Source organism: Lysinibacillus xylanilyticus, assembly GCF_001183605.1.
Lineage (GTDB): Bacteria > Bacillota > Bacilli > Bacillales_A > Planococcaceae > Lysinibacillus > Lysinibacillus xylanilyticus.
In genome coordinates, this window is record NZ_LFXJ01000008.1 from 217,470 (window position 1) to 232,707 (window position 15,238).

13 protein-coding genes, 1 riboswitch and 1 other annotated feature are annotated in these 15,238 nt (G+C 38.4%); of the genes, 12 read left to right on the plus strand and 1 reads right to left on the minus strand.

The annotated features are described in order from the left end of the window. Positions 1–70 precede the first annotated feature (70 nt). The 8 genes from ACZ11_RS16170 to ACZ11_RS16205 all read left to right on the plus strand — a co-directional run bounded on the left by ACZ11_RS16170 (position 71) and on the right by ACZ11_RS16205 (position 9,921). Positions 71–844 (plus strand): electron transfer flavoprotein subunit beta/FixA family protein, encoded by a 774-nt coding sequence (locus tag ACZ11_RS16170; protein WP_049667561.1) that lies wholly within the window; start codon positions 71–73, stop codon positions 842–844. 51 nt (positions 845–895) lie between these two features. After that, positions 896–1,873: an electron transfer flavoprotein subunit alpha/FixB family protein gene (locus ACZ11_RS16175; protein ID WP_049667562.1), complete on the plus strand. Its 978-nt coding sequence runs from the start codon at positions 896–898 to the stop codon at positions 1,871–1,873. Positions 1,874–2,137: 264 nt separating this feature from the next. Next, positions 2,138–2,371 (plus strand) — a binding site (T-box leader). A 188-nt stretch (positions 2,372–2,559) separates the two neighbouring features. Then, positions 2,560–3,909 (plus strand): amino acid permease, encoded by a 1,350-nt coding sequence (locus tag ACZ11_RS16180; protein ID WP_049667563.1) that lies wholly within the window; start codon positions 2,560–2,562, stop codon positions 3,907–3,909. 133 nt (positions 3,910–4,042) lie between these two features. Beyond that, positions 4,043–4,354, plus strand: coding sequence for a thioredoxin (gene trxA, locus ACZ11_RS16185; RefSeq protein ID WP_049667564.1), 312 nt, complete (start codon positions 4,043–4,045; stop codon positions 4,352–4,354). A gap of 364 nt (positions 4,355–4,718) precedes the next feature. Next, positions 4,719–6,509, plus strand: coding sequence for an excinuclease ABC subunit UvrC (gene uvrC / locus ACZ11_RS16190; RefSeq protein WP_049667565.1), 1,791 nt, complete (start codon positions 4,719–4,721; stop codon positions 6,507–6,509). A 62-nt stretch (positions 6,510–6,571) separates the two neighbouring features. After that, positions 6,572–6,766, plus strand: coding sequence for a hypothetical protein (locus ACZ11_RS16195; RefSeq protein WP_049667566.1), 195 nt, complete (start codon positions 6,572–6,574; stop codon positions 6,764–6,766). A gap of 134 nt (positions 6,767–6,900) precedes the next feature. Continuing rightward, positions 6,901–7,079, plus strand: a riboswitch (Lysine riboswitch). 229 nt (positions 7,080–7,308) lie between these two features. Next, positions 7,309–8,535, plus strand: coding sequence for an aspartate kinase (locus tag ACZ11_RS16200; RefSeq protein ID WP_049667567.1), 1,227 nt, complete (start codon positions 7,309–7,311; stop codon positions 8,533–8,535). A gap of 126 nt (positions 8,536–8,661) precedes the next feature. Next, entirely contained in the window at positions 8,662–9,921 is a 1,260-nt protein-coding gene (locus tag ACZ11_RS16205; protein WP_049667568.1) for a methyl-accepting chemotaxis protein, read from the plus strand. A gap of 239 nt (positions 9,922–10,160) precedes the next feature. On the opposite strand, the gene ACZ11_RS16210 is transcribed toward ACZ11_RS16205, so the two are convergent. Beyond that, positions 10,161–10,595 carry a YslB family protein gene (locus tag ACZ11_RS16210; protein WP_049667569.1) on the minus strand — a complete coding sequence of 145 codons (435 nt, stop codon included), beginning with the start codon at positions 10,593–10,595 and terminating at the stop codon, positions 10,161–10,163. A gap of 272 nt (positions 10,596–10,867) precedes the next feature. On the opposite strand from ACZ11_RS16210, the gene ACZ11_RS16215 reads away from it, so the two are divergent. The 4 genes from ACZ11_RS16215 (at position 10,868) to ACZ11_RS16230 (ending at position 14,933) form a co-directional block, all read left to right on the plus strand. After that, positions 10,868–11,476, plus strand: a complete 609-nt coding sequence (locus ACZ11_RS16215; protein ID WP_049667570.1) for a succinate dehydrogenase cytochrome b558 subunit — start codon at positions 10,868–10,870, stop codon at positions 11,474–11,476. A 67-nt stretch (positions 11,477–11,543) separates the two neighbouring features. Beyond that, on the plus strand, positions 11,544–13,298 hold the full coding sequence (gene sdhA / locus ACZ11_RS16220) for a succinate dehydrogenase flavoprotein subunit (RefSeq protein ID WP_049667571.1): 1,755 nt from the start codon (positions 11,544–11,546) through the stop codon (positions 13,296–13,298). A gap of 5 nt (positions 13,299–13,303) precedes the next feature. After that, positions 13,304–14,083: a succinate dehydrogenase iron-sulfur subunit gene (gene sdhB, locus ACZ11_RS16225; RefSeq protein ID WP_049667572.1), complete on the plus strand. Its 780-nt coding sequence runs from the start codon at positions 13,304–13,306 to the stop codon at positions 14,081–14,083. A 391-nt stretch (positions 14,084–14,474) separates the two neighbouring features. Beyond that, entirely contained in the window at positions 14,475–14,933 is a 459-nt protein-coding gene (locus ACZ11_RS16230; protein ID WP_049667573.1) for an acyl-CoA thioesterase, read from the plus strand. Positions 14,934–15,238 lie beyond the last annotated feature (305 nt).

Here is a 15,238-nt window from a genome sequence, read left to right on the forward strand (position 1 = left end):
TCGACACTGAAAATATATAATATTTATAAGTTTACTTAGAAATAAAAAACGTTGCAGGAGGTATGGATATATGAATATTTTTGCATTAATTAAACGTACGTTTGATACAGAAGAAAAAATTGTTGTGTCGGGTGGTAAAATCCAAGAGGATGGCGCTGAGTTCATCATAAATCCTTACGATGAATATGCAATTGAAGAGGCAATCCAAGTACGTGACGCTGCTGGCGGTAAAGTGACAGTTGTGTCAATTGGTGGCGAAGATACAGAGAAGCAATTGCGCACAGCTCTTGCAATGGGAGCAGATGAGGCAGTTCTTATTAATACAGAAGACGATCTAGATGAACTGGATCAAAATGCAGCAGCATATATTTTGGCTGAATATTTAAAAGATAAAGATGCTGATTTAATTTTAACAGGAAACGTTGCAATTGACGGAGGCTCTGGTCAAGTAGGACCTCGTGTTGCAGATTTACTAGGTATTAACTATGTAACAACAATTACAAAGCTTGAGATTGACGGAACATCTGCGAAAATTGTACGCGATATTGAAGGTGATTCAGAAGTTATCGAGACATCTTTACCACTTTTAATAACAGCTCAGCAAGGTTTAAATGAGCCACGTTACCCATCTTTACCAGGAATCATGAAAGCGAAGAAGAAACCGCTTGCAGAACTTGAGCTAGATGATTTAGATATCGATGAAGATGATGTAGAGGTTAAGGTAGAAACAGTCGATATTTTCTTACCAGCTCAAAAGGCAGCAGGTCGTATTCTTGAAGGCGAACTTTCTGCTCAAGTAAAAGAGCTAGTAAACCTACTGCATACAGAGGCGAAAGTAGTTTAAGTCATCTGATGACACAAATCGAATCTTAAAGGGTAACGGAGGGAATATACTATGTCAAAAAAAGTATTAGTATTAGGTGAAGTTCGCGAAGGAAGCTTACGTAATGTTTCTTTCGAAGCAATTGCAGCTGCAAAGCAAATCGCAGATGGTGGTGAGGTTGTTGGTGTTCTTTTAGGGGATACTGTAGCAGACTTAACAAGTCCATTATTTGAATATGGTGCAGACCGTGTTGTAACGGTGGAGCATCCACATTTAAAACAATATACATCTGATGGCTATGGTCAAGCTTTATTAGCAGTAATTGAGGAAGAAAAACCAACTGGTATCGTATTTGGTCATACTGCAAACGGTAAAGATTTATCACCAAAAATTGCAAGTAAATTACAAGCAGGTCTTGTATCTGATGTAACGTCAATTGAAGGTGCTGGCGATGATGTTGTATTCATCCGTCCAATTTACTCTGGTAAAGCTTTTGAAAAAGTTAAAGTAAAAGACGGTTTGGTTTTAGCTTCAGTTCGTCCAAATAATATTGCTCCATTAGAAAAAGTAGCCGGTAAATCAGGTGACATCTCTTCTATTACTGTAGATATTACAAACCTTCGTACAATCATTAAAGAGGTAGTACGTAAATCTTCAGAGGGTGTCGATCTTTCTGAGGCGAAAGTAGTTGTAGCGGGTGGCCGTGGCGTAAAATCTGAGGAAGGCTTTGAACCATTAAAAGAGCTAGCGGATTTACTTGGTGGTGCAGTTGGTGCTTCACGTGGTGCATGTGATGCTGAATATTGTGACTACTCACTTCAAATCGGTCAAACAGGTAAAGTAGTAACACCAGACCTTTACATCGCAGCAGGTATTTCTGGAGCAATTCAGCACTTAGCTGGTATGTCAAACTCAAAAGTAATCGTTGCGATTAATAAAGATCCAGAAGCAAATATTTTCAAAGTTGCTGACTACGGTATCGTAGGTGATTTATTTGAGGTAGTACCTCTTTTAATCGAAGAATTTAAAGCATTAAAAGTGAATGCCTAATTAAATTATCTTCATTCAGCAAATTTGCTGAATGAAGATAAAGCCTCTGGCAGATGTCCGGAATTTGAATTGTGCGGGCACAATTCAAATTCCGGACACAATTACGCCAAGGCGAAATTAATATTTGTTTTGTCGCGGGGAGGATGAGTCTTCCCCGTCTTTTTATGTTCTAATTTTTTGATTTTTTAAAGTTATCGCAAAATAAAATGTTGACATAATTAATTTTAGAACGTATAGTGATGAATATTAATTTAATTCTTCAAAAGAAACGCAAAGATTAGGAGTAGTAAAAGCTCATTATTTGGTAAAGAGAGCTGCGGGTTGGTGCGACGCAGTCCAATAAGACTTTGAACTTGCCTATGAGCGGTAAGATAAATAGAATTTGCAGAATATTCTATTTGTTGGACGGTTAACCTTCGTTATTAGGTTTTTAAGCTGGGTTCTTAAAGAACCAATTAGAGTGGTACCGCGGTTTGCTTATGGCATATCGTCTCTTCTTTCATTCGATAATGAAGGAACAGACGATATGCCTTTTTTTCGTCTAGGCTAAAGCGCTACATACTCGAGGTCGCTTCGATCCCTCGGGCAAAAGTGGAGGAGCGTTTACTTTTGCTTTGGGCTCTCCAGCGCTTGTCGGATGTAAAAGAGTGCTTTAGCGCATTTGTTCATTTTAGGAGGTAAGGAAAATGGAAAACGACAATCAGAGATTAAAAAGAACGATGACCTCACGGCATATTACGATGATGGCTTTAGGTGGTGCCATTGGTGCAGGGTTATTTAAAGGAAGTAGTGCAGCTATTGATATGGCAGGGCCGTCAGTACTTATTGCGTACTTAATTGGTGGGATCATCCTGCTATTTGTTATGCAAGGTTTAGCAGAGATGGCAGTCCGTAATAGCGAGGCCAGAACATTTAGAGATTTAGTGCAAGCTGTTTTAGGAAAGTATCCAGCTTATTTCCTAGATTGGATCTATTGGAAAATGTGGGTGTTAAATATTGCTGCAGAATCTATAGTTGCGGCCATTTTTATTCAATATTGGTTGCCAGATTACCCGATTTGGATACTTGCATTATCTGTTTCGGTGTTAGTTACAGCTATTAATTTATTATCGGTGAAAGTTTTTGCTGAAACAGAATATTGGCTTGCGTTAATTAAAATTACCGTAATTGTGGTGTTCATCATAGCCGGATTAATTTTATTGCTTGTTACTTTTGGTAATCATACAGCTGTTGGTTTTTCTAATTTAACGGAGCATGGTGGTTTCTTCCCGAACGGATCGATGGGATTGGTTGCTGCAATGCTTGTAGTTATTTACTCTTATGGTGGTACTGAAATTATTGGTATTACATTAGCTGAAACGAAAAATCCTGAGAAAGTAGTGCCAAAAGCTGTCCGCAGTACATTAGTACGTATTGTGACTTTTTATTTAGTTCCTTTCTTTATTATCGTTAGCTTAATTCCTTGGAATGAAGTAAACGGGGTGCCAGAAAGCCCGTTTGTGATGGTCTTTAAAATGATTGGAATTCCAGGTGCTGACCATATTATGAACGCTGTTGTTATACTCGCAATTATTTCATCAATGAACTCGGGGCTTTATGGTTCATCACGAGTTTTGTACACACAAGCTGTAGACGGGCGTGTTCCTAAAATCTTTGCACATTTATCAAAAAGGAAAGTTCCAGTATATTCTATATTAATGTGTACTTTTGCTTTATATATAGCTGTAATATTTTCTTTATTTGCGGGGAGCAAAACATTTGATTTCCTAATGGGTTCACTTGGATATACTGTGTTATTTATTTGGCTAATTATTGCGATTGCCCATCTGAAATCGCGTAAAATACAGCCGGAAAAAACAAGTGCCTATGCAGTGAAATGGTTCCCTTATACAACTTGGTTCGCTATTATTGCGTTAAGTGCAATCCTAATTGGAATTATTTTTACAACATCGATTATCGTAACAGGTATTACATTAGCTATTTATCTTTTTATTACGTTAACGTATGTCTTCAAAGGTCGTTATCATGAAAATTAAGCTAAAACGCAAATCAAAATAATGCCTTCTTCGACCTTATTTTTCATAAATTTTGCATAGTAGGCAGATTGTTCGCTCAAGAGAATTTATCCATGATATACTACAAACATAGTAAGTTTAAGGAGGATTTCAAATGGCAATTGTACATGCAACAGATGCAACTTTCCAAGACGATATTAAAGAAGGGTTAGTACTAGTAGACTTTTGGGCTGCTTGGTGCGGACCTTGTAAAATGATTGGACCAGTTCTTGAAGAAATGGATGCTGCAGGTAGTGCGGCTAAAATTGTAAAAGTAGATGTAGATAACAACCAAGGTACTGCAGCAGAATACCAAATTATGTCTATCCCATCATTACTATTATTCAAAGACGGTGAATTAGTAGATAAAACAGTTGGTTTCCAACCAAAAGAAGCGTTAGAAGCGTTTATCGCAAAACAAGCTTAACTTCTTTCAGCACAAGTCTCCCACCTCTACAGATGGGAGATGAATGCGAATTTAAGCTACTTTTCAGGGGTGTCCAAACACCCGCTGAAAGAAGTTAAAACCTCCGGCGGATGTCACGGAATCGGAAAGGAGTTCTTAAAGGATGTTAACCTAAAATCATCGCATCCATGCGATAACGGTTAACTGACCTGCATCCAGCAGGCCTAAGCACAAAGCCGATTCCGGACGCAATTATGCCGAGGCATAATTGATCCTGTAAGAAAAAAAGAGTCAAGCCATCAATAAGATGTGCTTGGCTTTTTTTTCGTTATATAATATAGAGAAAAAGCTAACGCTATTTTAAGAAAATGGGGGCAGGTAGGCGATGAATGATTTAATAAAACGAAAGCTTGAAATTTTACCAGATCAGCCTGGCTGCTATTTGATGAAAGATCGACAAGGAACTATTATTTATGTCGGGAAAGCAAAAGTGCTGAAAAATCGAGTACGCTCGTATTTTACTGGTTCGCATGAAGGGAAAACACAGAGGCTTGTAGGTGAAATAGAAGATTTTGAGTACATTGTGACATCTTCCAATATTGAAGCTTTAATTTTAGAGCTTAATCTTATAAAACTACATGATCCGAAGTACAATGTTATGCTGACGGATGATAAAACCTATCCGTATTTGAAAATTACAAATGAAAAACACCCGCGCCTTATTACAACACGAAAAGTGAAAAAGGATAAGGCAAAATATTTTGGTCCATATCCGAATGCGTATGCCGCAAGTGAGACGAAAAAGCTGCTAGATCGTTTATATCCTCTTCGAAAATGTGTACAACTCCCTACCAAGGTTTGTTTGTATTATCATATGGGGCAATGTCTAGCTCCTTGTGTCAAGGATATTGATGCTGAAATTTACCACGATATGATTGAGGATATGACAAAGTTTTTAAATGGTGGGGTTGAGGAAGTCAAAAAGGAGCTAGAGGTAAAAATGCTAGCGGCCGCAGAAAATTTAGAGTTTGAGCGTGCAAAGGAATTTCGTGATCAAATTGCACATATCGATACAGTCATGCAAAAGCAAAAAATCGTCTCAAGTGATACAACTAACCGCGATGTATTTGGCTATGCCATCGAGAAGGGCTGGATGTGTGTTCAAGTTTTCTTTGTTCGTCAAGGAAAGCTCATTGAGCGAGATGTCTCGATTTTCCCGATTTATCAAGAGGCAGAAGAGGAATTTTTAACGTTCGTTGGACGATTTTACGATAAGCTAGAGCACATTAAGCCTAAGGAGATTTTTATCCCACAAACCATTGATGCAGAAATTTTAACGGAATTACTGGAAGTTAAGGTATTGACACCAAAACGTGGGCAAAAAAAAGAGTTAGTTGAATTAGCGACAAAAAATGCTGAAATTGCTGTAGCAGCGAAGTTCCAGCTTATTGAACGTCAAGAAGAACGCACAATAGGAGCATGTGAGGCGCTCGGTGAAGCTATGAGCATTTCTACGCCTTTACGGATTGAGGCTTTCGATAATAGTCATATGCATGGGACAGATGCTGTATCTGCAATGGTTGTATTTATCGATGGAAAACCTGCAAAGAAGGAGTATCGAAAATACAAAACACGTACCGCCGCCAAGCACGATGATTACGGGGCAATGCAGGAAGTAATACGTCGTCGATACACACGCGTTTTAAAAGATGGTCTACCTTTACCAGATTTAGTACTGATTGATGGTGGGAAAGGGCAAATGGAAGTCGCACGTGAAGTATTAGAGGATGAGCTCGGCCTTGTCATTCCGATTGCCGGATTAGCAAAAGATGAAAAGCATAATACGTCACAGCTTCTATTTGGCGATCCACCTGAAGTAATTGCGTTAAAGCGTACAAGCGATGGATTCTACTTACTACAACGAATTCAGGACGAAGTGCACCGCTTTGCTATTACCTTCTTACGACAGCAGCACGAGAAGCATGCTATACAATCTGTCCTCGATAATATAGAGGGCATTGGTCCAAAGAGAAAACAACAATTACTCAAGCATTTTGGCTCTGTCAAAAAAATTCGTGAGGCAAGTATGCAGGCATTACAGGAAGCCGGAATGCCAGCTAATCTAGCTAGCAATATCTATGATTATTTTCATTCAGTAGAAGACTCCCATCTCTAAAGATGCTGAGAAATGCAGATGGAATTCCTTTTCGGTGGATGTACAAACACCTACTGAAATAGATGAACTCAGTCCAAGAACGCCACGTCCTGTGGCAATTTAACTGTGCGAAAGCGAAGCGACAGCAACAAGGCTTTAACTGTGCGAAAGCGAAGCGACAGCAACAAGGCTTTAACTGTGCGAAAGCGAAGCGACAGCAACAACAATTAAGCCAAGGCGAAATTGATTTTCAAAAAGACACATTGTCAAAGGATTAGACGTATGCTAAGGTGAATATAACATTGCTCTGCAATATAGCAATGTTATATTCGGCACCTTAGTTTTTTAGTAGTTTCTACATATTAAAATGGAAATTTCTTCACTAAGGTTCAATTATATACAATCACTATTAAGTGATGATAGAGGTGCAAGGTTCAAGAGTAGTACATTCGAGGGCGAACAAGTCCAGTGAAAATGTATGAAAGGGGAGCTTGCCGAAGTGGAGCGTCGTTGTTTCCGATGCTGTGCTGGTTTTACATTTAAGAGATGTAAGACTGTCGAATCTAAACGTTTCGGAGAGCTATCACACATGCGCAAGTTACTTTTATTGTACATGTTATAGGCAGCTTTCACGTTATGTGAGAGCTGCCTTTTTTGCTTTCTAGAGACAAACTTTTTCAGGGCAGTTAACCCTACCTGAGAGGAGATGTTAAAAAATGGAGCAAATCAAAGTGAGTGTAAGTGTCACTTTGATTTTGCTGCAAAAGTATAGCTACTTCATAATCAGTGGAATGATTGAATGCGAAGGAGAATGATAAAGATGGCGAGAATTGTGATGAAATTTGGTGGTGCTGCATTAGCATCAACAGAACATATTCAAAATGTTGCGAAAAAGGCGATTGCAGAAAAGGAAAGAGGTTTTGAGGTTGTCGTTGTCACTACATCTATGAGGGGGATGGCTAAAGAATTAGCAAAAATGGCTCGTGATTTATCAGACAATGCATCTAAGCGTGAACTAGACGCACTATTTTCAACAACCTCACACTTATCAAGTACGTTAGTGGCAATTGCTTTGCAGGAAGAAGGATATGATGCAGTGTCATTAACAGGCTGGCAAGCAGGTATTCAAACCGATGATATGTACAGCAATGCCCGCATTGATGAGCTTGATGCTAGTCAAATAGAAAAGCATTTTAAACAGGGGAAAATTGTAATCGTTGCAGGGGAACAGGGTATCGATAATTCACGGAATATTACGACGCTTGGTAAAGGCGGGGCAGAAACCTCGGCTATAGCTATTGCAGCAAAGTTAAAGGCGGAGCGCGTAGATGTTTACACGAATGTGGATGGAGTCTACACAGCTGATCCAAGCCGTGTTGTTGGAGCACAGAAGCTAAAAGAAATTTCCTATGATGAGATGCTAGAGCTATCAAACTTAGGGTCACAAGTTTTACACCCGAGAGCTGTAGAGTTAGCAAAAAAGTTTCAAATCCCAGTTGTTATTCGGTCGAGCGAAATAGATACAGTAGGTACTTTATTGAAGGAGGAAGTTGAAATGGAAAAAAATTTAATTGTACGTGGTGTTGCCTATGAGTCAGACGTTATTCGCTTAACGGTTGGTTATGATGCTTATTCTAATGCTTCGTTAGCAGATATGTTCACAATACTTGCAGAAAATCGCATAAACGTCGATATAATCGTACAAGCAATAATTGATGGCTTAAAGCCGACTGTATCATTTACCATTTTAAAAGAAGAGTTCGCTGAAGCATTACGTGTTCTAGAAGATAGCAAATTATCACTAGGGTTTAGTTTTGCTGATTTTGAAATTGGTTTAGCAAAGGTTTCCATCATTGGATCAGCAATGGCATCACATCCAGGGGTAGCTGCTCGAATGTTTGATCGTCTACGTCGTGAAGATATCTCTGTAAAAATGGTAAGTACGTCTGAAATAAAAGTGTCTGTCGTTGTACCTCAGGACGAAATGATCCATGCAGCAAATGTATTACATGATGAATTTAATTTAGAAAAAGCGCTTTATATATAATTTTGAAGAGGATGTGTCAGTAAAAGGCACATCTTTTTTGTTCACATCAATTTTAATATTTAATTCAATTCTATTGTTATATAATAAAATGTGACATGTTTTACCAAGGGGAAGGTGGAAGGTTGTATGGTATTATTCGGTTTATTTCAAAAGCCAATGAATGAAAGCGTTGAGAGAGATAACGATCTAGAAATACAAATATTAAAAAAGCGAATTTTGGAATTGGAACTTCAGCAGGAAAGCATTGATGTGAAAAATGCGATTTTAGACTTTGTACTAGCGCATATGGAGTTAATTAATTTTCAAACGGCTTTAAAGGTTCAAAATGTCTCAACGAATGTAGGGGATATTTCAGCGATGAGTGAAGAAATGTCGTCAAATACAGAAGAGATGCTTGCGGTTGAGCAAAATGTTAATGCAAACATTCAAGAAATAAAACAGCATTCGTTACTCCTTGTTGAAGAAATGGAATCTTCCATTACAAAAGGTGAAATGGTTCACGAGTTGCTGGCCAAAGGAGCTCAGTCAACAGAGCAGTTGTATGAAGAAATTATTAAAATGGATGATATCGGTAAAAGTGTAACCGGGATCGCCGATCAGACACAACTACTATCCTTAAATGCCTCAATTGAAGCCGCGCGTGCTGGTGAGCATGGAAAGGGCTTTAATGTTGTCGCGATGGAGGTAGGGAAATTAGCCAGTAGCTCGAAAGGTTCATTGCAAGAAATGACAAAGATTCGATCGGTCATTGATACGAAATTACATAATACAATAACAAATATTAAACAAGTCGAACATTATTTAACTGACTTTTTAAGTATCATGAAGGACAATATTGCTAATCTGACTGTATCAAGTAGAAATATTGAAGAAGCAGCACATGGCATTCATCAAATAACAGTTGCATCAGAAGAAAATGTAATAGCTGTAGGTCGTTTAGCGGAAACAACGACGGAATTATCACATTCTAGTGACTTCTCGGATATAATCCAAAATCAAGTATCTGAAATGTTAAAAGCTATTGCGCCGACAATTAGAAAACCATCAGAGCAAACCGTAGTTAGCCAGTTGGCAGCAAGGTTAATGGATCATGCTAGCTTTTTACGAAATGCTATTCAAAAGGCTGGTCATAAAGAAACGATAAAAACGCATCATCAATGTATGTTTGGGAAATGGTATTATGGACACTTTGAGGAATATCAGAATTTACCAGAATATCGTCAGATTGAACAGCCACATGAATTAGTACATATGGCCGCACAAAAATTAGTGAATGAACTGTCAATTAATAACATAGAAGAAATGATTCAACACTCACTTAATATTTTGGAGGCATTTATTACGTTAATAGATGTGCTATTAAAAGAAAGACATGCTCAACTATAAATATAAAAAAGGATTCGTGGGCATAACGAGAGGTTGATTTCCGCTGTGGGGTCTCGCCAACAGATGTTTTTTGCGCGAAAGCGAAGGGTTTATCACAGGACGTAATGGTTTTAGCCTTCGTTCCTCTATTGATGATCTCTAAGGAGTTGCCCAGTAAACGCTACGATTAACTTCTATAATATACAATATACAAAAAAAGGATTGCCATCCATAAATTTAGGGTGACAATCCTTTTCGTTTTATTCTGTTGGAACGGTGTTCATGATTCGTTCTTTGACGTCCCATTTTACTGTAAACATAACGTTCTGTTGCTTTTCACGTTTTTCATCATAGCATTCTGTTAAATAACCTTTTGCTTGCTGGATTTGCTCAGCTATAAATCCTGCTTCAAGTCTAAAGCTACGAAGACCGATTCGTAACAGTTCTGGATCATTTGTCAACTGGAATATACGTCCATCTTTCGATTCTTTGATAAGCTCTAAATTACCCCAACAGGCATCTGCGAAAAATGCGATAAGTTCATCTTGACTTTTACAAGGGAACTTCCGTGCTAGGTCTTTTCCTGCCCAATAAAGGACATCACCTTCATGTTTACCAAGGATGGAAGATAAAATATAATCGCGAATTATCTCATATCCAAAGGGTGAGATTGTAGGGGATGAAGTGTTTAACATTGAAATCCTTCTTTCTTAGAATTTTCTTAAAATTTGACACTCATAAAGCAAAGATAGATTTTTCGAGAAAAATCTATGCATCATGTACTAGATTGTCTCTTTAATAAGGAATATGAAAAACTTTAAGTTGCCTTGACGCTCGTAGCTCTTGAGAGTACAATAAACATGTCATAATATTGTACCATGATGAAATACACAGTCAATGAAGTATCAGTTACAAAATGATGACTTCTTTTGTTGTGCTATTTTAAGTACTAAGGGGGGTAACAGTCTTGTCGAAAGATCGAGAGTTTTTATTGCGTCGCTTACATTCTCTACTTGGTATCATTCCAGTAGGTCTGTTTTTAACGATGCACCTGTTAATTAACTTTACAGCAACAGGCGGAGCAGAAAGTTACAACGCGGCTACCGCTAATATGGAAAAGATTCCATTCCTTATCCTAGTTGAATGGATTGTCATCTATATTCCATTAATGTTCCACGCATTTTATGGTGTCTACATTGCATTCACTGCTACACCAAATACAGGACGTTTCAGCACATACCGTAACTGGATGTACTCATTACAACGTTTCACTGGTGTATTCTTAGTGATCTTCATTGCATGGCATATTTTCCAAACTCGTATTCAAAAAGCACTTGGTACAGAAGTTGATTACGACATGATGGCAAATATCGTTTCAAATCCATTCATGCTTGGATTCTACATTGTTGGTATTATATCAGCAACTTTCCACTTATCTAACGGTTTATGGGCATTCCTAGTAAGCTGGGGTATTACACAATCTCCTCAGTCTCAAAAGATTGCTACTTATGTAACAAACATTATTTTCGTAATTCTAAGTGTAGTTGGTGTGGCTGCTATTTTAGCTTTTGCTTAATGTAATAGAAGCTACTATAGAGCACATGGCAATCATTGCAATTTTTTAAGAGGAGTGAGAAATAATCATGGCGAAAAGCAAAGTAATTGTTGTCGGCGGCGGTCTAGCTGGTCTGATGGCAACGATTAAAGCAGCTGAAGTTGGTACTGAAGTTGATTTATTCTCATTAGTTCCTGTAAAACGCTCACACTCTGTATGTGCGCAGGGCGGAATTAATGGTGCGGTAAATACAAAAGGTGAAGGGGATTCTCCTTGGATTCACTTCGATGATACAGTATACGGTGGGGACTTCTTAGCGAACCAACCACCAGTTAAGGGTATGTGTGATGCAGCCCCTGGTATTATTCATTTAATGGACCGTATGGGTGTAATGTTCAACCGTACACCAGAAGGTCTTCTTGATTTCCGTCGTTTTGGTGGTACATTACACCACCGTACAGCATTTTCTGGTGCGACAACTGGTCAACAATTACTATACGCGCTAGACGAGCAAGTTCGTTCTCACGAAGTAGCTGGTTTAGTTAACAAATATGAGCACTGGGAATTCCTTGGTGCAATAGTCGATCCTGACGGCGTTTGTCGTGGTATCGTAGCGCAAGATATGCGTACAGAAGAAATTAAATCATTCCGTGCAGACGCTGTTATTATGGCGACTGGTGGCCCTGGTATTATCTTCGGTAAAACAACAAACTCTGTAATCAATACAGGTTCTGCTGCTTCTATCGTTTACCAACAAGGTGCTACTTACGCGAATGGTGAGTTCATTCAAATTCACCCAACAGCTATTCCTGGAGATGACAAAAACCGTCTAATGTCAGAATCAGCTCGTGGTGAAGGTGGCCGTATTTGGACTTATAAAGACGGTAAGCCTTGGTACTTCTTAGAAGAGAAATACCCAGCATATGGTAACTTAGTACCGCGTGATATTGCAACACGTGAAATTTTCGACGTATGTGTGAACCAAAAACTAGGTATCAACGGTGAAAACATGGTATACCTAGATCTTTCTCATAAAGATCCACATGAATTAGATGTAAAACTTGGTGGTATTATTGAAATCTACGAAAAATTCGTAGGTGATGATCCACGTAAATTACCAATGAAAATTTTCCCAGCAGTTCACTACTCAATGGGTGGATTATGGGTTGACTATAACCAAATGACTGAAATTCCTGGATTATTTGCAGCAGGTGAATGTGATTACTCTCAACATGGTGCAAACCGTCTTGGTGCGAACTCATTATTATCTGCTATCTATGGTGGTATGGTTGCTGGTCCAAACGCAGTAGACTATGTTAAACATCTTAAAAAGCATGCTGAAGATCTTCCACAAGAAATCTATGATGCACGCGTTCAAGAAGAACAAGCTAAGTGGGAAGCTATCATGAAAATGGATGGCACAGAAAACGCTTACTTACTTCATAAAGAGCTTGGTGAAATGATGACAGCTACTATGACAGTAGTACGTTATAACGACCAACTTGAAGATACATTAAACAAACTTGATGAATTCCAAAAACGTTGGGAAAACATTAACATCAACGATACACAAAAATGGAGTAACCAAGGTGCTCACTTTACGCGTCAGTTGAAAAATATGATTTACCTTGCGAAAGTAATGACAAAAGGTGCATTATTACGTAACGAATCTCGCGGTGCACACTATAAACCAGATTTCCCTAACCGTGATGATGAGAACTTCTTAAAAACAACAATGGCGAAGTTTGACCCAACTACTGGTAATCCAATTATCACGTACCAAGAAGTTGACGTTTCATTAATTCCACCACGTAAACGTGATTACTCTGCGAAAGGAGACTAAGAATTATGAATATCGCAGCTAATACTGGAAGAATGGTCAAAGTGGAAATTTTACGTCAAGATGCAAAAGGCGGCAATGGCTACTGGCAAAAATTCCAAGTGCCTTACCGTCACGGTATGAACGTAATTTCTATTTTAATGGAAATCCAAAGAAATCCTGTTACTGAAAATGGCGAAAATACTACTCCAGTAACTTGGGATATGAACTGTCTTGAAGAAGTTTGTGGTGCATGTTCAATGGTTATTAATGGCCGTCCACGTCAATCTTGTTCAACACTTGTTGACCAATTGACTGAGCCAATTAAACTTGAGCCTATGAAAACTTTCCCAGTTATTCGTGACTTACAAGTTGACCGTGAACGTATGTTCAATGCACTAAAAAAAGTTAAAGCATGGGTTCCAATCGATGGTACTTATGATTTAGGTGAAGGTCCACGTATGCCAGAAGGTAAACGTCAATGGGCTTATGAATTATCTAAATGTATGACTTGTGGTGTATGTATGGAAGCATGTCCAAACGTGTCTGAAAAAGCTTCATTCATCGGACCAGCACCATTATCACAAGTGCGTCTATTCAACACTCACCCAACTGGTGCAATGATTAAAGACGAACGTTTAAATGCAATCATGGGTGATGGAGGCCTTGCAAACTGCGGTAACTCACAAAACTGTGTGGCTGCTTGTCCAAAAGGTATTCCTTTAACAACATCTATCGCATCATTAAACCGTGCAACTTCAGTGCAAATGTTCCGTAACTTCTTCGGTTCTGACCACTACGTTGACTAATAGTACAAGCTTTACTCCCAAACTCCCTTACACTGAATGTGTAAGGGAGTTTTTTCTATGAAAAATATTAAATAATTTTGTAGAATAACTACTCGTAAATGCTTGATTGATCCTACTCACCATTAAAGTTTTGTACTATAGGGAGTCCAGATAGGGGCATTTTCAAGAAAGAGTAATAAACTAAATATGATGTCTTCAATACAGCATAAAAAGATCGAATTACGCAAAAATAGAATAGGGATCAATGAAAAATGAGTTTTAACGAGTGAAAATGTGAATTTTCTATGATAATATAGTGTTTTCCTTTATAATGAATGTATATTCATTTATGACTTGCTAATTCTATTTGTTGTTCTGGAAGAAGCGAATGAAAATTAGGGGGATGGTTAAGATGAAAGCAAATTATATCGGAGATTTTCAGGAATGGGCAAAGGATTTTGCATTTTTTATTGAGGTCCGTGTACGTTTTTCAGAAACGGATATGTACGGTCATATGAACAATACAGTTAGCTTTACATATTTTGAACAGGCACGAATAGATTATTTTCATCATCTAGGTATTCTAATGCCTTCTGCAATTGATGAACATGTAGAGGGGATTCCGATTGTAGCAGATTTACAGTGTGATTACGTGAAGCAAGTTTTCTTTGATGATGTGCTAAGAATTTATACGAAGGTAGCGACAGTAGGGAACTCATCATTGGATATTCATTACTTAGCGAAAAACCAGCATGATGAAGTTTGCTTTACGGGTCGTGGTACGGTAGTGCAAATGAATCCTCGAACTGGCAAGAGTGTGCCACTATCTGAAGAAGTAAAAACTCAATTAGCAAGCTTGGTTTTCATATAGTATTGGAAAAGGATTGCGAAAAAGTCCTATTCGAGGAATGAAGTTTAAACAATGATCTCAACGGTTGAAATTGCACTTTTACGGCTCAATTCATCACAAAAAGTTGTGGATGACATTTGTTAAAACGTATGCAAAATATAAGTTGATTGGAGTGAAGAATGGGTGACTCCTAGGGGATCAGCAATAGAGGAACGAAGGCTAAAACCATCACGTCCTGTGATAACGCCTTCGTGATAACGTTTTGTTGGCCCGAGACCCTGAAACGAGCAAGTAGGGGAACGAAGGCTAAGAGCATCACATCCTAT